A 24,685-nucleotide genomic window follows, 5' to 3' on the forward strand; every position below is an offset into this window, starting at 1 on the left:
GGCACAGCATCATGCGAAGCTTAGGCAGGCCAGTGCAAGTCCTGGCCCTGTGCGCCGCATTGGTGCCGGGCCTGGCGGCGGCGTCCCCATGGGTGGGTGCGCTGCCGCTGGGCCCGCTGGCTGCAGCGGCGGGCCCGTCCCCGCAGGAAATGCCGCCCGCGCTGCAAGTGGCCACGCCGGTTCCGGCGCGGGACGGCAACGAGCGCCCCGCGCAGGATGAGCGGCTCGAACAGATGCGCGGCGGCAGCGATGCGCCGTGGAGCGATATGCGGCTGGCCGGTACTGTGGCCAACAACAGCGCGGTGAACGTCGTTACCGGCGCCAATATCGTGACTGACGGTGCGTTCAGCAACGCATCGGGCATGCCGATGGTGATCCAGAATTCCGGCGCCAACGTGCTGATCCAGAATGCAACCATCGTCAACGTGCAGATCAAATGAGAGGCCTCATCAGCGTTCTGGCATTGCTGCCGGCATTTGCCGCGCAGGCCGCCGACTTTTCAGCCGGCGGCGCCAGTTTTGTGCTGCCGGTGACCAGCCTGAAGGAGGCGCGCTTCCGCACGACGGTAAGACAGCAATACGATTTCAGTTGTGGTTCGGCGGCGCTGGCGACTTTGCTCAGCCACCACTACGATTTCCAGGTCTCGGAGCAGGAAATTTTCCGTGACATGTTCGTGCGCGGCGACCAGCCGCGCATCCGGCGCGAGGGCTTTTCGCTGCTGGACATGAAGCGCTACCTGGCCACGCGCGGCTTCACTGCGGACGGCTTCGAGCAGCCGCTGGACAAGCTGGCGCAGGCCGGCTTGCCGGCGATCGTGCTGGTGGCCGACAACGGCTATCGCCACTTCGTCGTGGTCAAGGGCGTGCAGGGCGAGCGCGTGCTGCTGGGCGATCCGGCCGGCGGCACGCGCGCCTTGTCACGCCAAGGGTTCGAGGCGATCTGGCAGAACCGCCTGCTGTTCGTGATTCATGGCCGGCCCGGCAAGCCGCGCTTCAATGAAACCGCGGACTGGCGTGTGGCGCCGCAGGCGATGCTGTCGGAAGGGATCATGCGCGACAGCCTGCGCGACGTGACGGTGCCGAAGCTGGGCGCCGGGGATTTTTGAAGGGAGGGCGGCATGAAGCGAAGAATCGGCGTCAGCGGCTTGTTGCTGTTGCTGGCGATGCCTGCCATGGCGCAGGGACAGGGGCCGCCTGAAGGCTGGGCGCCGGCGCCGGAGGCGCGTCTCGAAGAGGCCCGTGGCGGCTTTGAGAACGGCAACGGCCTGCTGGTCGCGCTGGGCGTGGAGCGCATGGTCGAAGTCAATGGCGTGGTGGTGGCGCGCAATCGCGTTGAACTGGCCGATGTGGCGCGGCTGGCCTATGCGCCTGAAGCCGGGGCAGCGCTGGCGCCGATGCTGGTACAGAACAACACAAACGGGCAACTGATCCGCAGCCTGACCACCATCGACCTCACCGTCAACGCGCTATCGACCTTGAAAAGCCTGAACCTGGAGGGCAACCTGCGCCAGGCCTTGTCGAACGTGATTGTGCCCCGCTAGGGAGGGAGCGATGCTTTCAAAGACATTCGCAGCCGGGATGCTGATTGCCGCCAGCCAGGCAGCGCTGGCGCAGGCGCCGTCGGCGCAGCGCAGCAACGCCGAACTCGCAGCCGAGCTGACCGAGCTGAAAAAGGCGCTGGCCGAGCAGAGGGCGTTGCTGGAGGACTTGCGGCGCCAGGTGGCTGAGGAGCGCCTGGCGTCCGCGCGCGGCACTGGCGGTGCGGGAGCAGGGGCCGCGCTGGGCACGGAACAAAGCCAGCCGCAACCCAACGTCCCGCCGCCGGCGCAGCCGGCACTGGCCGTGGGCCAGCCGCCGAAGCGCGATAGCAAGCCGCCTGAAGTGGCGCCTATCTTTGAAAGCCCGGGCGTCCTGACCGGGCGCGGCAAGCTCGTGCTCGAACCGGCCTTCCAGTTCGGCTATTCGTCGAGCAACCGCGTCGCCCTGGTGGGCTACACCATCATCCCCGCCTTGCTGATCGGCCTGATCGACGTGCGCGAAGTGAAGCGCAATACCAGCACCGCCACGCTGAGCGGGCGCTATGGACTGAGCAACCGCACTGAGCTCGAACTGCGCCTGCCTTACATTTACCGCTCGGACTCGACCGTGAGCCGCGAAGTGTTCACCGGCTCGGCGGTGGAAAAGGTATTTGATGTGAGCGGCCGCGCGCTGGGCGACGTCGAACTCTCGCTGCGCCACCAGCTCAACGATGGCGGCGCCGAAAAGCCCTATTACGTCGCCGGCCTGCGCTTCAAGACGCGCACCGGCCGCGATCCCTTTGAGGTCGTGACCGACTGCGTGCGGCGCTGCATTGGCGAAAACGCCACCGGCACCGGCTTGCCACTGGCGCTGCCAACCGGTTCCGGCTTTTATGCCTTGCAACCCAGCCTGACCTGGCTGTATCCGACCGACCCCGCCGTGCTGTTCGGCAGCGTCAGCTACCTGCACAACTTCCAGCGCAAGAACCTGAGCCGGCTGGTGCTCGATGGGGAACGCGAGCCGCTCGGCACGGTCAAGCCGGGGGCGGTCATCGGCTTCAATTTCGGTGTCGGCTTGGCGCTGAATGAAAAGGCCTCCCTCAGCTTTGGCTGCGACCACAGTTCCATTGCCCGCACCAGGCAGAATGGCGTGCCGGCGCCGGGCTCGGTGCGCACGCAACTGGGTACCTTGCTGGTCGGCTTTTCCTACCGGCTGAACCCGAAGCAGACGGTCAATGTCTCGGTGGGCGCAGGGCTGACGCGGGATACGCCGGATGTCTCCGTCATGCTGCGGGTACCGACGAGCATGTAGTTGCCGTTTACGCTAATCTAGCGTTTTGGCAACTAACAAGAAGGAGATCGAATGATCCTGAAAAAGCTCGCCGTACCGTTCGCAATTGCCGCCATTGCAGGCGCCGCCCACGCTGCAGCGCCGATGGCCAAGACCCAGGCGCCCGGCTTCTATCGCATGAATGTGGGCGACTTCGAAGTCACCGTACTGAACGACGGCACGATCGACCTGCCGATGGACCAGCTGCTGAACCAGAAGCCTGAGAAAACGACCAAATCCCTGGAGCACAGTTTCCTGAAGTCGCCGGTTGAGACTTCGGTCAACGCTTTCCTGGTCAATACCGGCTCGAAGCTGGTGCTGATCGATACCGGCGCCGGCAGCCTGTTCGGGCCGACCCTGGGCAATATCCTGACCAGCCTGAAAGCAGCCGGTTACCAGCCGGACCAGGTTGACGAGATCTACATCACCCACCTGCATGGCGACCACGTCGGCGGCTTGGGCGGACAGGACAAGCCGGCGTTCCCGAATGCCGTGGTGCGCATGGACAAGCGCGATGCCGACTTCTTCCTGAGCAAAGCGAACCTCGATAATGCCAGTGCCGAGGCGAAGGGCAATTTCCAGGGGCCGATGAGCGCGGTGTCCGGCTATGCGGGCAAGGTGAAGCCGTTCGAGGGCAATACCGAACTGGTGCCGGGCGTGCGTTCGACTTCAAGCTATGGCCATACGCCGGGCCACACCACCTATGTGGTGGAAAGCAAGGGGCAGAAGCTGGTGCTGATTGGCGACTTGATGCACAATGCGGCGGTGCAGTTCCCTGATCCGGGCGTGACGATCCAGTTCGACAGCGATTCGAAAGCGGCCCTGGCGCAGCGCAAGGCGGCGTTTGCCGAGGCGGCGAAGCAGGGGTATTGGATGGGGGCGGCGCACTTGCCGTTCCCGGGGGTGGGGCATTTGCGTAGTGAGGGGAAGGGGTATAAGTTCTTCCCTGTGAATTATTCGGCGAACCGTTAAACCGGCAAACCGGTGTCAGACCCGCAGGGTCCGACACCTGTACGCGACGGCCGCGAGTCAAGTGTCTGACCCTGTGGGTCAGACACAGGTTTACCGGGTTCAGGCCAAGGCTGGATAGTCGGTATAACCTTCCGCCGACGGGCCGTAGAACAATTCAGGGCGCTGCGCATTCAGCGCGGCACCGGTCTGCAGGCGGCGCGGCAGGTCCGGATTCGCGATGAAGTCCTTGCCCCAGGCAATCGCATCGGCGCGGCCTTCTGCCAGCGCAGCCTGCGCCCCCGCCACATCAAACTTCTCGTTGGCGATATAGACCCCGCCAAACTCACGCTTCAGCAACGGACCCAGCGAATCATCGCCAACGGCCTCGCGTGCGGCGATGAAGGCAATGCCGCGCTTGCCCAGTTCGCGCGCCACATAGCCGAAGGTCTCGGCCGGGGTCGAATCGCCCATATCATGCGCATCGCGGCGCGGCGCCAGGTGCATGCCGACGCGGTCCGCACCCCAGACGCCGATCACCGCATCGGTCACTTCCAGCATCAGGCGGGCACGGTTCTCAACGCTGCCGCCGTATTGGTCGGTGCGCTGGTTGGTTGAATCCTGCAGGAACTGGTCCAGCAGGTAGCCATTGGCGCCGTGGATTTCCACGCCGTCGAAGCCGGCCTTTTTGGCATTCTCGGCACCCTTGCGGTATGCCTCGACGACGCCCGCAATCTCCTCGGTATCCAGCGCGCGCGGCACGGAATAGGGGCGCGGAGGGCGCAGCAGGCTTACATTGCCCTTGGCGGCGATTGCGCTTGGCGCGACAGGCGCCTGGCCATCGAGCAGGCTAGGGTCGGAGATTCGGCCCACGTGCCACAGTTGCAGCACGATCTTGCCGCCCTTGGCATGCACCGCTTCGGTAATCAACTTCCAGCCTTCGACCTGCTCATCGGACCAGATGCCAGGGGTGTTTTCATAGCCCACGCCCTGCGGAGTCACCGAAGTGGCTTCGCTGATGATCAGGCCCGCGGAGGAGCGCTGCGCGTAATACTCGGCCATCAAAGCATTTGGCACGCGCTTGCCGCCGGTGGCGCGCGAGCGGGTCAGGGGAGCCATGACGACGCGGTTCTTCAGGGTCAGCGCGCCGATAGTGATGGGGTCGAACAGGGTGCTCATAAGGTTTTCCTCTCATGCTCAATAAATTGCAAGATGACCTCCTCATTGCGCTTGAAGAAATTCCACTGGCCGACGCGCTGCACCGTCACCAGTCCCGCCTTCTGCAGGATGGCGAGGTGGCCGGAAACGGTCGATTGTGAGAGACCGGCCTGCTTGTCGATCATGCCGGCGCAGACGCCCAGCGACAGCGGTGCGAGCTGCTCGCTGAACCAGGCGTCCGGCTCTTTCAGCCAGGACAGTATCTGGCGCCGGACCGGGTTGGCCAGGGCCTTGTGGATTGCATCAATGTCAATGGAGTCAGTCATATTTCGGTGTTTCACGATAAGTATATCGGAAAAATTCGATACGTATATCGGAGCATATCGATGGATTTCAAGCCTTGTCTTTATGCCAATCGGTAGAGCACCAGCGCTACGATGGCCGGCACGGTCTGCACGAAGATGATGCGTTTGCTGACGGTCAGGCCGCCCCAGATGCCCGCCACGGCCACGCACAGCAGGCCGTAAGTGATGAAGGCGGAACGCACTGCCGGCTCGCCATGCAGCAAACCCACTGCCAGCGCCGCCACCAGGAAGCCGTTATAGCAGCCCTGGTTCGACATGGCCGGCTTGACGATGGCTGCCTTTTCCGCCGACAGGCCGAACACGCGGCGGCCGCGGGTATCGAAGAGGACGGTTTCCAGCAGCACGATATAGACGTGGATCAGCAGGACGATGGCAACGGCGATCTGTGCGAACAGCAGCATTGGGGGGCTCCCTGAAAGTTTGGACCCCAATGATATACTGTCGGCCTTCTCCCGCGGGGACGACCTCGCCGCAAGACCAGGGAGCCAGGCGGGGACGACCCCGTCATGACTTGGGAGAACATCATGCACTGGATCGTCCTGTTACTCGCCGGCCTGCTGGAAGTCGTCTGGGCCGTCGGACTCAAATACACCGAAGGTTTCACCAGGCTGGTGCCGAGCGCCGTGACGCTGGCCGCCATGGCCGGCAGCGTGATCCTGCTTGGGCTGGCGCTGCGTTCACTGCCGCTGGGAACCGCCTACGCCATCTGGACCGGCATCGGTACCGTGGGCACCGTCATCTGGGGCATCATGGTGCTGGACGAGCCGGCCAGCGTGGCGCGGCTGATGTGCATCGCCATGATCGTGCTGGGCATTGCCGGGCTGAAAATCCTGTCGCCGCATTAATCGTTGCGCGGGCCGACGCCCGACTCATCCGACCAGCGCGCATAAATGCGTGCCAGTTCGCCGCTGTCGCTGAGCTTCTTGATTGCCGCGGCCAGCAGCGGCGCCGCCTGTGAGGGCGCCTTCTTGCTCAACCACAAGAACATGGAGTCCTCTTTCAGCACGGCTGGCATCAGCTTGATCCTGTCCTGCAGTTTTTGCTCGCGTATCAGCCAGTGCAAGGTCAACTCATTCATATAGAAATAGCGCCCATGGCCGGCCAGGATCTTGCGCAGGTTGGTCACGTTGCTGCCGGTGCTGTCGTCGACCGTGATGCCGAGCGCGCGCAACTGGTCGATATAGGCCGCGCCGCGTGAAGTGGTGACCAGCGGCTTCAGGCGAGCAAGGTCGTCCAGCGAATTGATTTCGGCCGTGTCGTCGGCGGCAGCGGCCAGGCGCTGGCGCGAAACGTACAAGGGTTGCGGAATGGCGATGGCGATATGGCGGCGCAATGGGGTGGAGACCAGGGCGCAGGCAATTTCGGCGTTGCCGAGGCGCAGGTTCTGTTCGATCACCAGGACCGAACGGATGTCGTCCAGTCCCGTGAAACGAAGGCGCGGTTCAACGCGGGAGATGGCGGCAAGGATGTCGGGGCAGACCCCGGTCGAAGCGCGCCCGTCCTGCTGGATCCATTTTGGCGGCAAGCTTTCCTGGCCGGTGACGCGCAGTACAAATTCAGTGGCGACTGCCGCTATGGGGAGGGTCGCGAACAGGAGCGTGCCAAGCGCGGTAAGCGGGAATATATTCATCTTGTTACCCCCTTACCGCGATTTTAAAGCTAATGGCTATCAGACAAAAGAGTCACTCACTTTGGCGAGGTAGAACCATTCGGCATTCGGCTTGGCATTGACGTCCGGGAACAACATATAGGCGTCAAACGGCGCCAGCACGGCGCTGCCATCGGCGCGGCGGCCGATTTCGTCACCGGCTTGCAGGCGGTCGAAGCTGGACCAGGTGCGGCTGAAGGCATCGCCGGTGTCCAGCTTGTCGTGCACCTCCACCATCGACAGGTATTCCATGTCTTCCAGTGCGATCGGCTGCGGCTTTGGCGCCTCGATCAGGCCAAAGTGGGCCAGCACGTTCATGATGGCGCGGTAGGCGACATCCGGCGCTTGCGGGTCGAAGTGCTGGCCGCATTCCAGGGTCAGGGCCATGCCGCCGGTGCTGCGCATGTACTCGGTGGTGCCGACGCCGTATTTCAGGACGGTCTGCACTTCACTGTCGTCGCGCAGGCGGCGCTGCACGCCGGCGCCGTAGGTGGCCATCCAGCCGTCGACGAAGCGCTTGACGCCGAGGATGCGGGCCATGGCGCGTTCTTCGGCTTCGTGTCCGAACGGTTGCAGGGTGCCGTCGTTGTTGCGCGGGCCGACCATGACGAAAGGCTGGCTCTGGGCGTTGAAGGAATGCAAGTCCAGCAGGATTTCGTGCTGGCCGAGCAGGGGGCACAGCCAGTTGGCGATATGGTCCTCGAAGTCTTGCGGATTTTCGGTCGGGAACAGGTTCCGGTTCAGGTTACGGTCGCCGGAACGCTGGCCTTTCTGGTACGCCAGCGGATTGGTGACCGGCACGAAGGTCACGCTGCCGTTCAGGATGTGAAGTTCGCCTTTGTCCAGTTGATCCATCACGCGCAGGATGCCTTTGGTGCCGCAGGTTTCGTTGCCGTGCACGGCGCCAGTGATGATCAGGCGGCGGCCCTTGCCCTGGCCGGTGTAATTGACAGATTTAAAATGCATTTTGCTGGCGTCGGTCATGCTGTTCCTTTAAGGCTTGGCGAATAAGTGGCCAATATTCTAGCTCAGGTAGAATTCGCGCATGAATCGACTCTCCCGCGTCCATGGCCTGGACACTCTGCGCGCGCTGGCCATCATGCTGGTGTTTGCCAACCACTATATGGGCTTCGTCAGTCACGAGCCGACCTTTGGCTGGTTCAGCGAAATCGGCTGGGCCGGCGTGGACTTGTTCTTTGCGCTTTCCGGTTACCTGATTGGACACCAGGTGTTTTCCGCCTTGCGCGGGCCAGGCCTGTCGCTGCCGCATTTTTATGCGCGCCGCTTGTTGCGCACCTTGCCGGCTTACCTGGCAGTGCTGGCGCTGTATGCCTGGTGGCCGTATTGGGCCGGCAACCTGCCGCATGCGCCGTGGTGGAAGTACCTGACCTTTACCCTGAACATCAATCTCAAGCCGGGGACGCTGTTCTCGCACGCGTGGTCCTTGTGCGTGGAGGAGCAGTTCTACCTGTTGCTGCCGCCTGTCGTGCTGGCCATTACCGCCATCACGCGAGTGCGCCGCGCAGGCGGCCTCGCGCTGGTGCTGGGCTGGGCGGCGCTGCTGTCCGCCATTGCAGCCGGCATGTGGCTGCGCGACAGCTGGTGGCAGCCGGCGATGGACCTCGGTGAGCGTGGCAGCCGCAGCTACTACACCCTGATCTACTACTCCACGCTGGCGCGTTTCGATGAACTGCTGGCCGGCGTCGCCCTGGCCATGCTGCGCAACTTCCATCCGAAGGCATGGCAGCGCCTGACCAGTCATGGGAACTGGATGCTGGCTGCCGGCGCAGTGTTGACAGCACTGGCATTCTGGCTGTTCCTTGAGCACCATTTCAGCTGGGGCATGTCGGTCTTCGGCTATCCTCTGTTGGGCGTGGCGTTCGCCGCTTTGCTGCTTGCCGCACTCAGCGAAGGCTCGCTGCTGCACAGCACCCGGATTCCCGGCATGGGCGCGATCGCGCTCTGGTCTTATTCGATCTACCTGACGCACAAACAGGTTTGCATCCTGCTGGCCGAGCATTGGGAGCCGGTTGACCTGGACTCGATCGCCGTCATGATCGCCGCCAGCATTTTTGCCGGATGGCTGCTATATTTTGCGGTCGAAGCGCCATTCATGAGCCTGCGTGAGCGCTTCATTCCGAACAACTGCAGACGGAGAACGATTGACGTCCCCCCCGCCCTAAAGGACGGGGATTCCTGCTTCCAGCGTCGCACGTCCGCGACGGAGAATGTTTAACGCAGCATTACGATCACGATCATGTACCCCACCGCATTCGCTGCATTCCCACTCTCTTATTCCAAGGCCTGCGATACCCTTCGGCCTCGAATCGGGCAGTGCACCACAATTCGAGCAGGTCTGGGTGGTAAAGCGTTCGTCCACTTCCACGTACCGCGCGCCATGCCTCATGGCCTTGTACGCCAGCATCTTGCGGAAGGACGACCAGCCTGCATCAAGCACGGACTTCGCCAGGCTGGTTTGGGCGAGTCCACTGGCATTCACATTGCCAACAGCGATATGGTCGAAAGCGCGGGCAAGCTCCACCGACCTGTTATGCAAGAAGTCCAGCCGTCGCCGCGCCGTGCGCGCCTGGATGGCTTTGATGCTGCGCCGCTTGTGGGCTCGCTGCGCTACCGCCAGCGCAGCTTCAGCCTCACGATAAAAGCCCGGCGCCGGAATCTTTTCTCCCTCGGACGGTGTAGCGAGATCCTTCAAGCCAAGATCGATACCGACACCGTGGTCAAGTGGACGAACCGGCGGCTCGGCCACCTCGATCACGATATTGAGGAACCAGTTGCCGCGGCTGGCAAAGCTTTTCACGGGGCCCGAATTGCTGCGCAATTCGTCTTGCGCAAAGCAACTGCCGTCCTTGATCTTCCCTTCAGGAAGGGGGCGAGAGTAAAACACGCGGAAAGTATTACCTGCAAAGCGAAACGCGTTGCCTTCCCGGTGCAGGTCACGTCCTTTGAGCGGAACCCAGCCCAAGGACCTTCGGCCGCGGTAACGCAAATACGGCCGGCGGTGTTGGGCACGCGATTTGGCAAATTGTTCGCATACAGCATTGATCACACCAGAATGCAGCTCCAATTCTTTGCTGCTGCCGGTAGTCAGCTTGTTCAAGTCGAAGCCGGTCAGCCAAGGGCGCTCAAATCGCAAGGCATCTTTCTGCCGATCATTGCAGTAGTTCCAGACGAAATTCACCTTACGGGCTTGCAGATCAAGCAGCCCGTTTTTCGATTTCACACGGAAACGGTAGACGAGAAGCATACTGTAAGTTTATACAGTATTTCGCAAATCTCAAGGAGAACGGCAGCTTTGCGGCCAGCTCCTTTCACTCCCCGCCCTGAAGGACGGGGTTTCTCGGAGCAAATCTGATGAAGCACCTGTTGGCAACGTCCCTGTTACTCCTTAGCGCAAGCGCGTTCGCACAACCCGCCGCCGGGCCATTCGCCCGTATGGTGGTGATCCAGCCGAAGCCGGGCCAAAGCGCTGCCTTCGAGCAGGGCTACCAGCGCCATCTCGAATGGCACAAGGGCGCGAACGACCGCTGGACCTGGTACGGCTGGTCGTTCGTGCTGGGCGACCGGCTCGGCATGTTCATGGATGGCACTTTCGGCCATGCCGCCGCCAACTTCGACGCCGCCGTGCAGCCGGCAGGCGATGCGGCCGACAACGCGGCCAATGTCGTGCCGCACGCCGATTTCCTGAGTCATGGTGTGTTCCGCCGGCTGGAGTCGGCCAGTGTCGGCCAGCCGTTGCCCGACGCATCGCCGTTCCTGGCGATGGCGACCTACACTGTCGCGCCGGGTGAGGAGACGGCGTTCGAGCGCCAGCTGGTGGCCGGCGCCTCGGCGCCCGCAAACACCGGCCGCGCGGCGCCCGGGTTCACCTGGTACCGCCTGCAAGTCGGCGGCGCCGGCGGCCAGTATGTCCTGATGCGCGCCGTGCCAAGCTTTGGCGCAGCCGCAGAGCTGCCGGAGGTATTGCCGGCAGGGGCGAAGGCGCTGGTGCGAGGCGTCCGAACCGAATTGCTGCGCTACCGCGCCGACATGAGCTATATCCCTAAAGACTAAGCTAGCTGCGCATCTCGATGACGTTGTCGTTCTGGGCGTCCGTCAGGAAGGCAAACAGCGCACGGACGCGGGCAGGGGCTTCGTAGCCTTCGGTCGCTTCGATGGCGCGGCGCATGCCCGGCACCGCTTCGCTGATATGGGGGCTGCCGTAAGCGCGTATCAACAGCGCGGCGAGTTGCGCCGCTTCGCGCTCGTGGTTCTGGCGCAGGCGTCGCTCGATCACGTCGACCAGCACGCGCTGCATGCGCGGCGTCGGGTTTTCGATATGGGCAAATACCAGCGGCGTATTGGCGATCGCTTCGCATATGCGGCGTTCGATGTCGTCGGCCTTGGTGTCGGAGGGGATGTCGAAATATGCGCCCGCCCACCGTGTACGGGCGTACTGGTGGCCGGGCGGGAAGGAGTCGGCGGTGTCGAAGCCGAGCGCGTGGCTCAGCTTCTTCAACCAATCAAGGATGGCGGAGCTCATGGCGGCCATTGTACCGCCACTGCTTACACTGCGTGCGCTTCCTCGCCGAGGCGGCCGGCGCGGAAATCTTCGACGGCCTGGAAAATCTCGGCCTGGGAGTTCATCACGAAGGGGCCGTACTGCACGATCGGCTCATTCAGCGGCTTGCCCGACAACAGGATAAAGCGGCTGTCCGGGCCGGCCTTGATGGTCACGCCATCGGCGCCTGCATTATTGGCCAGGATCGCCATGCTTTGCGCAGGAACCGCCTTGCCATCCACCGACACCTCGCCGCGGTAGGTGTAGATGAAGGCGTTATGGCCCGCCCGGATCGCCTGGCTGAATGCTTCACCAGCCGGCAATTCCACGTCGATATACAGCGGTTCCGTCACTTCGCGTTGCACGGCGCCTTTCACGCCCTGGCTCTCGCCGGCGATGATGCGCACCGTGGCGCCGTTTTCAGTCTTCGCCACCGGGATTTCACCGGCTTCGAAGTCCTTGTACCAGGGTTGCTGCATCTTGTCCTTGGCGGGCAGGTTAAGCCACAGCTGGAATCCTTCCATCAAGCCTTCCGCCTGTTCCGGCATTTCGGAGTGGATCACGCCGCGACCGGCCGTCATCCACTGCACGCCGCCACTGGCCAGCAAACCTTCATTGCCGGCGCTGTCGCGGTGCCGCATGCGGCCGGTCAGCATATAGGTGACCGTTTCAAAGCCGCGGTGAGGGTGGTCGGGGAAGCCGGCGATGTAATCGTTGGCTTGCTCCGAACCGAAATTGTCCAGCATCAGGAACGGGTCCAGGCGACGCTGCAGGGGCTGGGTCAACACGCGGTTGATTTTCACGCCAGCGCCATCCATCACGGCCTGGCCGCGGATAATCCGTTCCACTGTGCGGGTTTGTGCGATGTTGTCCATAGTCTTTTCCTTTGTTGGTTAAGCCAGCAGTTCTTCAACGCGGGCATCGGCAGCGGCTTGCTGTTGGCCGGCCACTTCCGCGCCGTAGGCCTGGCCTTCGATGAACACATATTCCACGTCGGTCAGGCCGATAAAAGCCAGGAACATCTTCAGGTGCGGGAACTGGGTGTCAGTCGGCGCATCTTTGTGCATGCCGCCGCGCGAAGTGGCGACATAGACTTTTTTACCTTGCAGCAGGCCGACCGGGCCGTTCTCGCTGTACTTGAAGGTCACGCCGGCACGGGCAATCGCGTCGAACCACGATTTGAGCTGCACGGTGATGCCAAAGTTGTACATCGGAGCGCCGATCACGATGGCGTCGGCACGCTGCACCTGGGCGATCAGGGCGTCATCCAGGGCGACGCGGGCAGCTTGTTCAGCGGTGCGCTTGTCGGCTGGGGTGAACAGCGCCTGCAGGGTTGGCTCGTCCAGCACAGGGTGCGGGTTGGCTGCCAGGTCGCGCACTTCCACGGTGGCGCCAGGGTTGGTCGCCAGCAGTTTGTTGACGATATTGGTCGCTACGCGGGTGGATTCGGAACCGGAGCTTTTTGCGCTGGAGTTGATTTGCAGGATGTTCATGGTTTGCTTCCTTTCGAGTATTTGATTTGTTGCTGCGATGGAGTAACTATAGTGGTTCCAAATATGATCCAGAAGCCGTTAAAATGGATAACATCGTGCCATCAATGGAACAATCATGAGCGATATCGACCCCAGCGACCTACTGTTATTTGCCCGCATCGTGGAATTTGGCAGCCTGAGCCAGGTTTCCGAACGGCTGCAATTGCCCAAATCGACGGTTTCCCGCCGCCTGACCCAGCTCGAGGCCACGCTGGGCGAGCGGCTGCTGACGCGCACCACCCGCAAGCTGGTGTTGACAGAATTCGGCGCCAGCCTGTTGGAACACGCGCGCCGGGTAGCGGAGGAGACCGAAGCCGCCGGCGCCCTGGCCCAACATCGCCAGCAGGCGCCAAGCGGCTTGCTGCGCGTGTCGATGCCGGCGGACTTTGCCAACGTCCACCTGGCGCGGATGCTGCCGGCCTTCATGGCGAAGCACCCGGCAATTACCCTGGAACTGGACCTGTCGCCGCGCCGGGTCGACCTGGTGGCGGAGAACTTCGATATCGCGATCCGCATGGGGGCGTTGCCGGACGACGCCACGCTGGCGGCGCGCAAGGTGCTGATTTCTACCTGGGGCCTCTACGCAGCGCCGTCTTACACCGTGGTGCATGGCTTGCCCGAACATCCTGACGACCTGTTCAAGCACGAATTGCTCAGCCTGCGGCGTATGCCCAATGGTCTCGTGCGCTGGCCGCTCACGCGCGGCAAAATCACCTGGGAGCGCGACCTGCCAGTGCGGCTGATGGCGAACTCGCCCGAACTGTTGACGCGCATGGCGACCACCGGCATGGGCATCGCCACCTGCACCACGCAGTTCGCGGCGCCGCTGGTGGCGCGCGGTGAACTGGTGCGCGTACTGCCAGACTGGTGCTTCCCGGCAGTCACTGGCTGGGCTGTCTTCCCGGGGCGCCGCCTGATGCCGGCCAAGACCCGGGCCTTCCTCGATATGCTGGAGTCCAATTTTGCCGATCAGGAGCATGGCATTTCTTCACCAAACACGATGTGAGTGTTAAATTTGACAAAGTGGTCACATTGGATCACCCGTTTTTTGTCAAACATGGCGGGATATATTCGACGCTAACCGCGACGGGCTGGGGTGAAGGAGGGCGGGCTACTGCGTTGGTTTCGACGCGGCTTGACCTCGGCGGACGACTACGGCGGTCAGGTCTAGCGTTACTGGCCGGCCGCGGGGTGTTCGCGTGATTGCTGAGTAAGCGACGCTTGTGGCACAACGATGACTGTCGGTGCCGGCGCCGCTGTGGCTTGGGTCGCCCGCGGCACGGCGTTGTTCATCAGGAAGGCAACCAAGGTCGTATAAAGCAAAAGCGCGGTTGCTACTATGCCTGCGCACCATTTGACCGTATCGGCAGTTGTTTTGTGCAACTCGGCGCGCAATTCGTTAAAGCGAGAATCGATCTTTGCTTCTAGCGCCAGCCGGGTTTCGCCAACGGTGCTATCGACCTTGCTGTCCAGGCCGTTGAAGCGCGCATCGAAGTACTCTTTATCGCTGGTCGTCATAACGCCTCCTTTTAGCCAGTTTAGACCAAAGAGAGGCGGTGAATATTTGCGGCGCGTCAAGCGCCGTATGGTTTACTTGAGATTGGCCATCAGCTCACCCAGGCGAACCGGGCCGGCAGGCTGCCAGTGCTGATTAAAGTGCAGTGTGTCTTTCGGGAATAGCATGACAACAGTGGAGCCCAGCAGGAAGCGGCCCATTTCTTCGCCTTTTTTCAGCACGATGTCCTGGTCGGCATAAGTCCATTCGGTGACCTTGGGCAGGCGCGGCGGATTGACCAGGCCGTGCCAGACGGTCGCCATGCTGCCGACGATGGTCGCGCCCACCAGCACCATCACGAACGGGCCGAAGGCCGTTTCGAACTCGCACACCACGCGCTCATTGCGCGCGAACAGGCCCGGCACGCCGCGGGCGGTGGTCGGGTTGACCGAGAACAGTTCGCCCGGCACGTAGATCATGCGTTTCAGCTTGCCGTCACACGGCATGTGGATGCGGTGGTAGTCGCGCGGGCTGAGGTAGAGGTTGGCGAAGCTGCCATGCTCGAAGTGCCTGGCGAGGGAAGCGTCGCCGCCGACCAGGGCGGTGGTGCTGAACTTGTGACCCTTGGCCTGGAAGATCTGGTCGCCTTCAATGGCGCCGAACTGGGAGATGCGGCCGTCGACCGGGCAGACGAAATCGGCCTTGGCCAGCGGGCGCGCGCCCGGCTTCAGCGCGCGGGTGAAGAATTCATTGAAGCTGTGGTAGCTGGCGATATCCGGATTGGCCGCTTCGTCCATGTTGACGTCGTACTTGCCCACGAACCAGCGAATCAGTCGGGTGGTCTTGTCGCCGCCTTTGGCGCCTGCTACGCGGCCGGCGAAGTTGGTCAGGGCGCTTTTCGGAAGCAGGTATTGCGGCAATACGGCAAGTCGGGACACGGTCGGCATTCCAATTGTTTGAAGATCCCGAATTATATCCTTGCTACCGCCTGCACCATAGGGTACAGTTTCGGCCAAGAATTATTTACATTTTTTGCAATAATGATTCGCCTGTCACTCGCAGCAGCCGCCATTCTCGCCGCTACCCAGGCCATGGCGGAGGAAAAAAAGCCGGAACCTGTCCAGAAGGTCGAAATCAAGGGCGCGGCCGAAGTCTACAACCCGCGCAAAGACGACACAGCCAGCAAGATCATTGTCAGCAGCGATGAGCTGAAACGCTATGGCGACACCTCGATCGGGGATGCGCTGAAGCGCGTGCCTGGCGTGTCGGTTGGCGCCGGAGGACGCGATATTCGCATGCGCGGCCTCGGCAGCGGCTATACGCAAATCCTGCTGAATGGCGAGCGTGTGCCGCTGGGCTTCAATATCGAGACGCTGGCGCCGGACAGCATCGAGCGCATCGAAGTGATTCGCGCCGCCAGCGCGGAGTTCAGCACACAGTCGATCGCGGGCACCATCAATATCGTATTGAAGAAGGCGGTCAAGTCGGCGCAGCGTGAGTTCAAGTTCGGCGTCAGCCGCAGCAAGGAAGCGACCAACCCGAACGGAAACCTGGTCCTGTCGGATAAGGACGGCAATTTCTCCTACTCGATCAACCTGGGCGGCGGCCGTTACGAATTCGACCGCAACGGCCTGACCCATGAAGAACTGATTGACATGGTGGGCACGCCACTGATGGATCGCCGCATGCTGACGCATGACCGCGGCCATGCGCGCGGCCTGGAACTGTCGCCGCGCCTGAACTGGAACCTGGAGAATGGCGACACGCTGACTTCACAGTCCTTCATCAACCGTAATGTCTTCAAGAGCGCGATTGACCGCGACTACGACGTCGATGCGGGCGCGGCGCCATTCTTCGACGCCGTGCGGATCAAGAATGAAAACAAGAACCTGTTCGCGCGCACGGACCTGAACTGGGTGCACAAGTTCGGCGACGGGGCCAAGCTGGACGCCAAGATCGGCGGCCACCGCATGCGCAGCAACGGCAACTGGTTCGAGTCCGATGCACACGGCGGTGCGCCCAAGCTTCAGCATGACGTCTTTAGCGGCGTGCGCGAATGGGGCATCAGCAGTACCGGCAAATATTCCACGCCGATCGGGGCCGAACATGCCTTGGCCGCAGGCTGGGAAGCCGGCTACACCGACCGCGACGACTGGCGCAACCAGCGCGACCTGTTCAGCGCCAACGGCGCGCGCGACGACAAGGACGAGGGCTACCAGGCTTCGCTGCGCCGCGCCGCCGCCTATGTGCAGGACGAGTGGAACATCAGCAAGGCCTGGTCGGTCTATGCCGGCTTGCGCTGGGAGGGCATCCGTACGCAGAGCTCCGGCGCCGGCTTCGACCCGGTCAGCAATCGCAGCAGCGTATGGAGCCCGCTGGCGCAAACCTTGTACAAGCTCCCCAACGGCAAGGACCAGTTGCGCGCCGCGCTGACCCGCACGTACAAGGCGCCGCAAGCGTCGAACCTGTCTGGCCGCCGCTTTACTTCCACCAATAACAGCCAGATTGAACCTGACTGGATCGGCAACCCGAAGCTGAAGCCGGAACTGGCGACGGGCATCGACGCCGCGTATGAGCATTACTGGGGCGAGGGTGCGCTGTTCAGCGTGGCCGCTGCCGCCCGCCGCATCAACAACTTCACGCGCCGCACGGTCTTCCTTGACGATGCCGGCCGCTGGGTTTCGACCATGAGTAATAACGGCCGCGCCGACGTGCGCAGCGTGGACGTGGAATTGAAATTCCCGTTGAAAGCAGTCATGGACAAGGCGCCCGCGCTCGACGTTCGCGCCAGCGTCAGCCGCAACTGGTCGCGCGTCGATTCGGTGCCGGGGCCGCACAACACGCTGGACCAGCAAGTGCCGCTGACAGCCATTTTCGGCCTCGATTACAAGACGCCGGACGGCGCCTGGAGCATGGGCGGCAGTTTCAACCTGCGTACCAATGGCGCTGTGCGCATTGAAGAAAACCGATATAGCTGGGCAACAGTAGCGCGCCAACTGGATGCTTACCTGGCCTGGAAACTCGATAGCAAGACGCAGTTGCGTTTCTCCGCCTGGAATCTGCTGAAACAGGATTACCGGTCGAAGAATATCTACAATACCGATAATGGATCGCTGTCCTCGGAGCAGACCAGTTTCGGCGTGCGTAATATACGCCTGCAGCTGGAGACTCGCTTCTGAAAGTAAATGCCCGGCTTATACCGGAATTTAATAGAAATGAAATAAAAGAGCGCCGCCTGTCAAATGTGTGGCGCTTTTTTTTTAATATGGTTAAATTAGGTAGATAAAATCATCGTAACTATGGTACATTGCAGGGAAGAAATCTCACACATTGTCACACTTTGATTTTTCATACACTTAGGGTAAAGAAAGATGACCACTTACCAAGAATACCAGGCAAAAATTGCCGAACTGCAAAACCTGGCCGCTGATGCGCGCAAAGCCGAAGTGCAAAAGGCGAAAGAACAGATCTGGTCCATCATGCGAGAATACGACCTGTCTCCGGCTGATCTCGGTCCAGCGGCCAAGAGCAATAAGCCAGTCAAGCCGCGTGCTCGCGTGCCAATGAAATACCAGGACCCGGTATCGGGTTCCCAGTGGACCGGCCGCGGCCGTGCGCCGAAATGGCTGGAAGGCAAGAAGAAGGAAGACTTCCTGATTAAATAAGCCGTTCGCGGCGAGAGGGGCGGATTAATATCCGCCCCTTTTCTTTTTATACGGCGAGAATATGTCGAGCTTAGCTTTGCGGCCGCTGCTGGCCGCTTTCCTGCTTTCCCTTGCCTCATCCGTGCTGGCGGCAGGGCCCGTGCTGCTGATGCCCGAGCGCGTCTGGACGGGCGAAGGAGCGGCTCGCAGCGGCTGGTCGGTGCTGGTGGCCGATGGCAAGGTGGCGGCAGCCGGCCCGACGGCCGGCATGACGGTTCCCGCCGGCGCCGAGCGCGTCGACTTGCCGGGCAAGACCCTGCTGCCAGGCCTGATGGACCTGCATTCTCATGTGCTGCTGCATCCGTATAACGAGACCAGCTGGGACGACCAGGTGCTGAAGGAGCCGGAAGCGTATCGCGTGCTGCTGGCTGCGCGCCACGTGCAGGCGCAGCTCCAATCCGGTTTCACCACCTTGCGCGACCTCGGTTCGGAAGGCGCGGGCTATGCCGACGTGTCGCTCAAGCGGGCGATCGAGGAGGGCGTGCTGCCCGGCCCGCGGCTGTTCGTGGCTACGCTGGCGATCGTGGCCAGCAGCAGCTATGGCCCGAACGCCAGGTCCTACCGGCCCGACATGGTGCTGCCGGTCGGGGCGCAGGAGGCAACCGGCGTTGATGAAGTGGTGAAGGCGGTGCGCGAACAATCCGCGCGCGGCGCCGACTGGATCAAGGTGTACGCCGATTACCGCACCGGCCCGGATGGCTCGGCGCACGCCACTTTCAGCCAGCAGGAACTGGATGCGCTGGTGGCGGCGGCTCATGGTTCGGGGCGGCGCGTGGCGGCCCATGCGGCCACGGATGAGGGAATGCGCCGTGCAGTGCTGGCCGGCGTGGACACTATCGAGCATGGCTATGGCGGCAGTGAGGCCACCTTCAGGCTGATGGCGGAACGCAAGGTTGCCTATTTCCCGACCCTGGCTGCGCCGGAAGCGACCAGCGAGTACTTCCAGAAGCATGTGCGGGGCGGAACGCCTACGCCTTCCATGCAGGCCGCCGCGCGGGCGTTCCAGCTGGCGCGCAAGGCGGGCGTGACGGTTGGCCTGGGGAGCGACGTGGGCGTATTTGCCCACGGCGGCAGCGCGCGCGAGGCCGAATGGCTGGTCAGGCTGGGCATGACGCCGACCGAAGCGTTGCGGGCAGCGACCGTGGTCAATGCCGGGGTGCTGGACCGTGCTGGCTCGCTGGGCCAGGTAAAGCCGGGCTACCTGGCGGACCTGGTGGCAGTGGAGGGCGATCCGACCGCCGATATCACGGCCCTGTACCGTGTTGCCTTTGTGATGAAAGGCGGCATTGTCTATCGAAACGTGCGATGATGAAGTATGTCCGCGATTCCCTTATTCCCCTTGCATACGGTGCTTTATCCGGATGGGTACCTGCCGTTGCAAATCTTCGAGGTGCGCTACCTCGACATGGTGAAGCGTTGCATCGAACATAAGGAAGATTTCGGCGTCGTGGCGCTGGTGCAGGGCGATGAGGTGCGCAAGCCGGACCAGCACGAGACCCTGTGCGCGGTGGGCACCATGGCGCATATCGGGGAATGGAAGGCGATCTTGCCGGGCCTGATGCAGTTGCGCTGCAGCGGGCGGCAGCGCTTCCGCATTGTCGCCGCGGAACAGCTGAAGCACGGCCTGTGGATGGCGGATGTGGCGCCGATCGACGATGACATGTCGGTGCCGGTGCCTTCCGAGCAGCAGGATGTGGCCGACAGCCTCGGCATCCTGATCCAGACCTTGCAGGAGCGGGGCATTCCGGCCGGGCAGATGCCGATGCAGGCGCCTTATCGCCTGCAGGAAGCGGGCTGGGTGGCTAACCGCTGGTGCGAGTTGCTGCGCCTGTCGCTGGCGCAGAAGCAGCTCTTGCTGGCGCAGGAGAACCCGGTCCTGCGGCTGGAGCTGGTGCAGGATGTGATGGTTGAACATGGCCTGCTGAATTAGGCCATCGCTGGCTCTATGCGCGTTCCGGCGCCCCGCGCTACACTGGGCGCATGTACCTTCCTGCTGCTTTCGCTGAAGACCGACTTGAGGTCAAACATGGGCTGATCCGGGCGTATCCGCTTGGGATGCTGCTTATCCCTGGCGCTGTGCCGACGGCCGACCTGGTGCCGTTTGCGCTTTATCCCGATGAGGGAGAGGCGGGGCTGGGCGTGCTGCGGGCGCATATTGCGCGCGCCAATCCTGCATGGAAGGCGCTGGCTGCAGGCGGCGAGTGCCTGGTCGTGTTCCAGGGGCCAGAGGCTTATATCAGCCCTACCTGGTACGCCTCCAAGGCGACGTCGCACAAGGTGGTGCCGACCTGGAATTACGCGATGGTGCAGGTGCGGGGAAGGGCTCGGGTCGTAGAAGATCCTGCGTGGCTCGGCCAGCAGTTGCGTGCCTTGACTGCCCTGCAGGAGGGCGCCCTGCCGGAGCCCTGGGAAGTGGACGATGCGCCGCTTGATTTCATCGAAGGCTTGCTGAAGGCGATTATCGGTATCGAGATTCCCATTGCGTCCATCGAAGGGAAATGGAAAGTCAGCCAGAACCGTGGCAAGGCGGATGCCGAAGGCGTCGTCGCGGGCCTGAATTCGCGCGCCGCAGCGGCCGGCGAGGGGGCGGCGGCGATGGCCGCGCTGGTGGCGGAGCGCATCGCGCCTGGCTTCAGGCAGGACTGAGTTCTTCTTCCCGGGCGTGGACGTGCATCGACCACGTCACGCCGGCAATCAGCAGCACAATGGCGGCGACTTCCAATGGGCGCGGGAACTGCTGCTTGTAGATAAAGCCATACATCAGCGCAAACAGGGTCTCGAACAGGATCAACTGGCCGGACAGGGTAATCGGCACCCGGCGGCTGGCGACGTTCCACAAATGGTTGCCGATCACCGAGGCGCCGAGGGCCAGCAGGCTATTGCAGATCCAGAACAGCGTCCAATCGCGTCCCGAGGCCGCACCTGCGGCGCCAGTGACGTCGCCATGGAAGACCGCGAACGCCATCGCGCCCACCACCAGTGCAATCAGCCCGGTCGACAGGCCGTACAGTGCCGACCACTCCGCGCTGCTGTAATGCGGATTGCGTTTCAGGTAGCGTGCGTTATCCAGCGTGTACCAGCTCCAGCACAGCAAAGCGCCGGTCGCACAGGCGACGCCGATCACCGTATTCAGCATGGAGGCGCCGGCAGCGGCGGCGTGCTGGAACACGTCGATATTGATGCAGGCAATGCCGGCCGCCGTCACCAGCAACGGCATGGCCAGCTGGCGCAACGGCACCGCGCCATGGTCGTTGCGCCCCATCAATGTCACGGCGATCGGCAGCACGCCAATGATCAGGGAAGTCGGCGCCACCCCCGCCAGTTTGACGCCCAGCGCAAGGAACATGTAATACACCAGGTTGCCGGCCAGGGCGTGCCGCAGCAGTGCGAAATAATCATCGCGCTCCAGGCGGCCGACCAGGTTGCGCAGGCGTGGCAGCATCAGGACCAGGGCGATGGCGCCATAAGCGAGGTAGCGGCCGACCGCCATCTCGAGCGGCGTAAAGGCCGCCAGCAACTCCGGCACGATGAACACCATGCCCCACATCGCGCCTGCCAGCAGGCCGCACACCACACCAGTCCACATGCAATATTTCCCAATTTAAACCTGCGACAGTGTCGCACAGCTTGCGATATCTTGCTGAATCATGGACAAGACGTTGATCGCCGCGTTGCAGCGCGAGGCGCGGCCATTGGAAACAGCGGAGGACCTGGACTACCTGCTCGACTGCATCGGCGACGCTTCGCTGGTGCTGCTGGGCGAAGCCACCCACGGCACCCAGGAGTTCTACCGCCTGCGCGCCGACATCAGCAAACGTCTGATCGTCGACAAGGGTTTCGACGCCATCGCGGTCGAAGCCGACTGGCCGGACGCCTTGCGCGTCAGCCGCTACGTGCAGCATGGCGGCGACGACATGAGCGCCGACCAGGCGCTGTCAGGATTCAAGCGCTTTCCGCAATGGATGTGGCGCAACCATGAAATCGTGGAGCTGGTGAACTGGCTGCGGGTGCACAACCACCACGTCGCCAGTCCGGCGCGCCGTTGCGGTTTCTATGGCCTGGACTTGTACAGCCTGCAGCAGTCGATGCATGCGGTGATCGACTACCTCGACCAGGCCGACCCGGATGCGGCGGCCCGCGCGCGCCAGCGTTACGGCTGCATCGACCACTTCGCGGAAGACCCGCAGCGCTACGGCTACGCCACCAGCTTTGGCATGAAGCCCGATTGCGAGGCCGAAGTGCTGCGCCAGCTGGTCGACATGAACCGCACGGCCAACGAACACCTGCGCACCGGCACGGTGCCGGATGAATTCTTCTACGCCCAGCAGAACGCGCGCGTGACCCGCAATGCGGAGGTGTATTACCGCGCCATGTTCAAGGGCCGCGACGAATCGTGGAATGTGCGCGATTCGCACATGGCGGAAACCCTGCAGGCACTGCGCGAGCACCTGGGCCAGAGCATCGGCCGGCCGGCACGCGTCGTGGTGTGGGCGCATAACTCGCACCTGGGCGACGCGCGCTACACCGAAATGGGCAGGCATGGCCAGTTGAACCTGGGGCAACTGGTGCGCGAGCGTTACCGGCCGCAGGACAGCTTCCTGCTTGGCTTTACCACGCATGCGGGCAGCGTGACGGCGGCCAGCGACTGGGATGGCCCGGCCGAGCTGAAATCCATCGTGCCGTCCAGGCCCGACAGCGTGGAACGCGTGCTGCACGAGGTGGGCATGCCGGCCTTCCTGTTGCCGCTGCGCGGGCGCAACAGCGCCTTGGCGCGGGCAGGCGGTCGCTTGCTGGAAAGGGCGATCGGAGTGATCTACCGGCCGGATACCGAGCGCATGAGCCACTACTTCCGGGCGGACGCGGAGCATCAGTTCGATGCGTTGATCCACATCGACCGTACCACGGCACTCAGGCCGCTGGAGCGTTCAGCTCTGTGGCGCCACGAGGAACCGGCCGAGACTTACCCATCCGGCTTGTAGCGCGACCAGGGTTGCCAGGTTCGCGATGACCGTGAGCCAGAACTTGAGCAGGAATGAGGTCTTGGAAGATTTGTGGCGCAGCAGTTGCTGCGCCGCGAGAGCGCCGGGCCAGCCGCCGGCCAGGCCAAGCAAGAGCAGTGTGCGCTCGGGCGTGCGCCGGCGGCCCCGGCGGGCGGCCGATTTGTCGAGCGCATAGGCGATGAAGCAGGCCGCGCTGGCGATGGCATACAGCGCGGCGGCGAACAGCATCAGAAGTAGTTCAGGCCCAGTGCGGCCTTGACTTCATCGGTGGTGCGGGCGGCAACTTCGCGCGCGCGCATGGTGCCTTCCTTCAACACCTGCATGATGTAGCCCTTGTCCTTGGCCAGTTCTTCGCGGCGGGCGCGGATCGGGGCCAGCATGTCCTGCAGCACGGCTTCCAGGCGCTTCTTGACGACGGAGTCGCCCAGGCCGCCGCGCACGTAGTGGTCCTTCATCTCCTGCAGGCTGGCCTTGTCGGTGTCGAAGGCGTCGAGGTAGATGAAGGCGACGTTGCCCTCCAGGTGGCCAGGGTCCGACACTTTCAGGTGCAGCGGGTCGGTGTAGATCATTTTCACTGCGGCGGTGATTTCGGCGGCGCTCGCACCCAGGTTGATCACGTTGCCCAGCGACTTGGACATTTTTGCCTTGCCGTCGATGCCAGGCAGGCGGCCCACTTCCGGCACCACGGCCTTGCACTCGACCAGGATGTCCTTGTTGGCCAAGCGGTTGAACTTGCGCACGATCTCGTTGGTCTGCTCGATCATCGGGATCTGGTCTTCGCCGACCGGCACGATGGTTGCCTTGAAGGCGGAGATGTCGGCAGCTTGCGAAGCAGGGTAGGTCAGGAAGCCGGCTGGAATGTCGCGTTCAAAGCCGCGCAGCACGATTTCCTGCTTCACGGTCGGGTTGCGCTCCAGGCGCGCGACGGTGACCATGTTCAGGTAATAGAAAGTCAGTTCGGCCAGCTCCGGGATTTGCGACTGGATCAGGATGGTCGACTTGGCCGGGTCGATGCCGCAAGCCATGTAGTCCAGCGCCACTTCCACCACATTACGGTGCACCTTGTTGGTGTCTTCCATATTGTCGGTCAGCGCCTGCGAGTCGGCCAGCATGATGAATTGCTGGTAGTCGTCCTGGTAGGAAACGCGGTTGCGCAGGCTGCCGACAAAGTGGCCGAGGTGCAAGGGCCCGGTCGGACGGTCGCCGGTCAGGATGATTGGTTTGGAATTGGATGCTGGCTGGCTCATAGGGTTCTTTCTCTTGCCCCTACCGATTGCGCCAAGAAAAACGCCACCTGGTCAGAGGCGGCGCTGATATTAAAATCACATCACTTTACAGTGGCCGCGCTATGTCAGCGGCGCCACCAATTGCGGGAAAACAGATGTGATTGGATAAATTTCATCCCGCAATGGTTACAGTTCAGCGCGGCCC

General features: G+C 62.6%; 29 protein-coding genes. 15 read left to right on the forward strand and 14 right to left on the reverse strand.

Features of this window, described 5'->3' with window-relative positions; all coding sequences use genetic code 11:
- Positions 1–11: 11 nt before the first annotated feature.
- From ACN9MW_RS14825 to ACN9MW_RS14845, 5 genes are read left to right on the forward strand one after another with little or no spacing between them, the layout of a single operon-like run.
- Positions 12–440: a hypothetical protein gene (locus tag ACN9MW_RS14825; protein ID WP_426171816.1), complete on the forward strand. Its 429-nt coding sequence runs from the start codon at positions 12–14 to the stop codon at positions 438–440.
- Positions 437–1,105: a C39 family peptidase gene (locus tag ACN9MW_RS14830; RefSeq protein ID WP_426171818.1), complete on the forward strand. Its 669-nt coding sequence runs from the start codon at positions 437–439 to the stop codon at positions 1,103–1,105. The genes ACN9MW_RS14825 and ACN9MW_RS14830 overlap by 4 nt, the downstream gene beginning before the upstream one ends.
- 12 nt (positions 1,106–1,117) lie before the next feature.
- The gene (locus tag ACN9MW_RS14835; RefSeq protein ID WP_426171820.1) at positions 1,118–1,540 is read left to right on the forward strand and encodes a hypothetical protein; all 423 of its coding nucleotides are present in this window, start codon (positions 1,118–1,120) and stop codon (positions 1,538–1,540) included.
- Positions 1,541–1,577: 37 nt separating this feature from the next.
- Entirely contained in the window at positions 1,578–2,828 is a 1,251-nt protein-coding gene (locus tag ACN9MW_RS14840; protein ID WP_426172203.1) for an acetate kinase, read from the forward strand.
- Positions 2,829–2,879: 51 nt separating this feature from the next.
- On the forward strand, positions 2,880–3,818 hold the full coding sequence (locus ACN9MW_RS14845) for an MBL fold metallo-hydrolase (protein ID WP_426171822.1): 939 nt from the start codon (positions 2,880–2,882) through the stop codon (positions 3,816–3,818).
- A gap of 99 nt (positions 3,819–3,917) precedes the next feature.
- On the opposite strand, the gene ACN9MW_RS14850 is transcribed toward ACN9MW_RS14845, so the two are convergent.
- The 3 genes from ACN9MW_RS14850 to ACN9MW_RS14860 form a co-directional block, all read right to left on the reverse strand.
- The gene (locus ACN9MW_RS14850) at positions 3,918–4,973 is read right to left on the reverse strand and encodes an alkene reductase (protein WP_426171824.1); all 1,056 of its coding nucleotides are present in this window, start codon (positions 4,971–4,973) and stop codon (positions 3,918–3,920) included.
- Positions 4,970–5,278, reverse strand: a complete 309-nt coding sequence (locus ACN9MW_RS14855; RefSeq protein WP_426171825.1) for an ArsR/SmtB family transcription factor — start codon at positions 5,276–5,278, stop codon at positions 4,970–4,972. The genes ACN9MW_RS14850 and ACN9MW_RS14855 overlap by 4 nt, the downstream gene beginning before the upstream one ends.
- A gap of 80 nt (positions 5,279–5,358) precedes the next feature.
- A complete protein-coding gene (locus ACN9MW_RS14860; RefSeq protein WP_426171827.1) occupies positions 5,359–5,718 on the reverse strand; it encodes a DUF1304 domain-containing protein in 360 nt (119 codons plus the stop codon).
- Between the two features lie 123 nt (positions 5,719–5,841).
- Between ACN9MW_RS14860 and sugE the strand changes: the two genes are divergently transcribed.
- Positions 5,842–6,162: a quaternary ammonium compound efflux SMR transporter SugE gene (gene sugE, locus ACN9MW_RS14865; RefSeq protein ID WP_426171829.1), complete on the forward strand. Its 321-nt coding sequence runs from the start codon at positions 5,842–5,844 to the stop codon at positions 6,160–6,162.
- Here the strand turns inward: sugE and ACN9MW_RS14870 are convergent.
- Positions 6,159–6,947: a substrate-binding periplasmic protein gene (locus ACN9MW_RS14870; RefSeq protein WP_426171830.1), complete on the reverse strand. Its 789-nt coding sequence runs from the start codon at positions 6,945–6,947 to the stop codon at positions 6,159–6,161. The genes sugE and ACN9MW_RS14870 overlap by 4 nt on opposite strands.
- 39 nt (positions 6,948–6,986) lie before the next feature.
- A complete protein-coding gene (locus ACN9MW_RS14875; protein WP_426171832.1) occupies positions 6,987–7,931 on the reverse strand; it encodes a succinylglutamate desuccinylase in 945 nt (314 codons plus the stop codon).
- 79 nt (positions 7,932–8,010) lie between these two features.
- Between ACN9MW_RS14875 and ACN9MW_RS14880 the strand changes: the two genes are divergently transcribed.
- Positions 8,011–9,201, forward strand: a complete 1,191-nt coding sequence (locus ACN9MW_RS14880; protein ID WP_426171834.1) for an acyltransferase family protein — start codon at positions 8,011–8,013, stop codon at positions 9,199–9,201.
- Here ACN9MW_RS14880 and ACN9MW_RS14885 read toward each other — a convergent pair.
- On the reverse strand, positions 9,145–10,230 hold the full coding sequence (locus ACN9MW_RS14885; RefSeq protein WP_426171835.1) for an RNA-guided endonuclease InsQ/TnpB family protein: 1,086 nt from the start codon (positions 10,228–10,230) through the stop codon (positions 9,145–9,147). The genes ACN9MW_RS14880 and ACN9MW_RS14885 overlap by 57 nt on opposite strands.
- 107 nt (positions 10,231–10,337) lie before the next feature.
- Between ACN9MW_RS14885 and ACN9MW_RS14890 the strand changes: the two genes are divergently transcribed.
- Positions 10,338–11,036, forward strand: a complete 699-nt coding sequence (locus ACN9MW_RS14890) for a hypothetical protein (RefSeq protein ID WP_426171837.1) — start codon at positions 10,338–10,340, stop codon at positions 11,034–11,036.
- A 1-nt stretch (position 11,037) separates the two neighbouring features.
- Here ACN9MW_RS14890 and ACN9MW_RS14895 read toward each other — a convergent pair whose 3' ends face one another.
- Genes ACN9MW_RS14895 through ACN9MW_RS14905 form a run of 3 tightly spaced genes read right to left on the reverse strand, consistent with a single transcriptional unit; the run spans position 11,038 to position 13,016 of the window.
- A complete protein-coding gene (locus ACN9MW_RS14895; protein ID WP_426171838.1) occupies positions 11,038–11,514 on the reverse strand; it encodes a hypothetical protein in 477 nt (158 codons plus the stop codon).
- Between the two features lie 14 nt (positions 11,515–11,528).
- On the reverse strand, positions 11,529–12,398 hold the full coding sequence (locus ACN9MW_RS14900) for a pirin family protein (protein ID WP_426171839.1): 870 nt from the start codon (positions 12,396–12,398) through the stop codon (positions 11,529–11,531).
- An 18-nt stretch (positions 12,399–12,416) separates the two neighbouring features.
- A complete protein-coding gene (locus ACN9MW_RS14905; RefSeq protein ID WP_426171840.1) occupies positions 12,417–13,016 on the reverse strand; it encodes an FMN-dependent NADH-azoreductase in 600 nt (199 codons plus the stop codon).
- A gap of 115 nt (positions 13,017–13,131) precedes the next feature.
- Here ACN9MW_RS14905 and ACN9MW_RS14910 point away from each other — a divergent pair, with 115 nt between their 5' ends.
- Positions 13,132–14,061 (forward strand): LysR family transcriptional regulator, encoded by a 930-nt coding sequence (locus ACN9MW_RS14910; RefSeq protein ID WP_426171842.1) that lies wholly within the window; start codon positions 13,132–13,134, stop codon positions 14,059–14,061.
- A 167-nt stretch (positions 14,062–14,228) separates the two neighbouring features.
- On the opposite strand, the gene ACN9MW_RS14915 is transcribed toward ACN9MW_RS14910, so the two are convergent.
- The gene (locus ACN9MW_RS14915) at positions 14,229–14,573 is read right to left on the reverse strand and encodes a hypothetical protein (RefSeq protein WP_426171843.1); all 345 of its coding nucleotides are present in this window, start codon (positions 14,571–14,573) and stop codon (positions 14,229–14,231) included.
- A 72-nt stretch (positions 14,574–14,645) separates the two neighbouring features.
- The gene (gene asd, locus ACN9MW_RS14920; RefSeq protein ID WP_426171845.1) at positions 14,646–15,497 is read right to left on the reverse strand and encodes an archaetidylserine decarboxylase; all 852 of its coding nucleotides are present in this window, start codon (positions 15,495–15,497) and stop codon (positions 14,646–14,648) included.
- 93 nt (positions 15,498–15,590) lie between these two features.
- Here asd and ACN9MW_RS14925 point away from each other — a divergent pair, with 93 nt between their 5' ends.
- From ACN9MW_RS14925 to ACN9MW_RS14945, 5 genes are all read left to right on the forward strand, one after another.
- On the forward strand, positions 15,591–17,729 hold the full coding sequence (locus ACN9MW_RS14925; protein ID WP_426171847.1) for a TonB-dependent receptor plug domain-containing protein: 2,139 nt from the start codon (positions 15,591–15,593) through the stop codon (positions 17,727–17,729).
- Positions 17,730–17,921: 192 nt separating this feature from the next.
- Positions 17,922–18,215: an H-NS family nucleoid-associated regulatory protein gene (locus ACN9MW_RS14930; RefSeq protein WP_426171848.1), complete on the forward strand. Its 294-nt coding sequence runs from the start codon at positions 17,922–17,924 to the stop codon at positions 18,213–18,215.
- Positions 18,216–18,276: 61 nt separating this feature from the next.
- A complete protein-coding gene (locus ACN9MW_RS14935; protein ID WP_426171850.1) occupies positions 18,277–19,563 on the forward strand; it encodes an amidohydrolase family protein in 1,287 nt (428 codons plus the stop codon).
- Positions 19,564–19,569: 6 nt separating this feature from the next.
- Entirely contained in the window at positions 19,570–20,184 is a 615-nt protein-coding gene (locus ACN9MW_RS14940; RefSeq protein WP_426171852.1) for an LON peptidase substrate-binding domain-containing protein, read from the forward strand.
- Between the two features lie 50 nt (positions 20,185–20,234).
- Positions 20,235–20,900, forward strand: a complete 666-nt coding sequence (locus tag ACN9MW_RS14945; protein WP_426171854.1) for an FMN-binding negative transcriptional regulator — start codon at positions 20,235–20,237, stop codon at positions 20,898–20,900.
- On the opposite strand, the gene ACN9MW_RS14950 is transcribed toward ACN9MW_RS14945, so the two are convergent.
- The gene (locus ACN9MW_RS14950) at positions 20,887–21,840 is read right to left on the reverse strand and encodes a DMT family transporter (protein WP_426171856.1); all 954 of its coding nucleotides are present in this window, start codon (positions 21,838–21,840) and stop codon (positions 20,887–20,889) included. The genes ACN9MW_RS14945 and ACN9MW_RS14950 overlap by 14 nt on opposite strands.
- 61 nt (positions 21,841–21,901) lie before the next feature.
- On the opposite strand from ACN9MW_RS14950, the gene ACN9MW_RS14955 reads away from it, so the two are divergent.
- Positions 21,902–23,233 (forward strand): erythromycin esterase family protein, encoded by a 1,332-nt coding sequence (locus ACN9MW_RS14955; protein WP_426171857.1) that lies wholly within the window; start codon positions 21,902–21,904, stop codon positions 23,231–23,233.
- Here the strand turns inward: ACN9MW_RS14955 and ACN9MW_RS14960 are convergent.
- Positions 23,180–23,482 carry a DUF1294 domain-containing protein gene (locus ACN9MW_RS14960; protein ID WP_426171859.1) on the reverse strand — a complete coding sequence of 101 codons (303 nt, stop codon included), beginning with the start codon at positions 23,480–23,482 and terminating at the stop codon, positions 23,180–23,182. The two genes, ACN9MW_RS14955 and ACN9MW_RS14960, sit on opposite strands and share 54 nt — an antisense overlap.
- A complete protein-coding gene (trpS, locus tag ACN9MW_RS14965) occupies positions 23,482–24,501 on the reverse strand; it encodes a tryptophan--tRNA ligase (protein ID WP_426171860.1) in 1,020 nt (339 codons plus the stop codon). The genes ACN9MW_RS14960 and trpS overlap by 1 nt, the downstream gene beginning before the upstream one ends.
- Positions 24,502–24,685: the final 184 nt, after the last annotated feature.

Origin of the sequence: Pseudoduganella sp. R-34 (assembly GCF_049904655.1) — a bacterium.
Classification (GTDB): Bacteria; Pseudomonadota; Gammaproteobacteria; order Burkholderiales; family Burkholderiaceae_D; genus Rugamonas.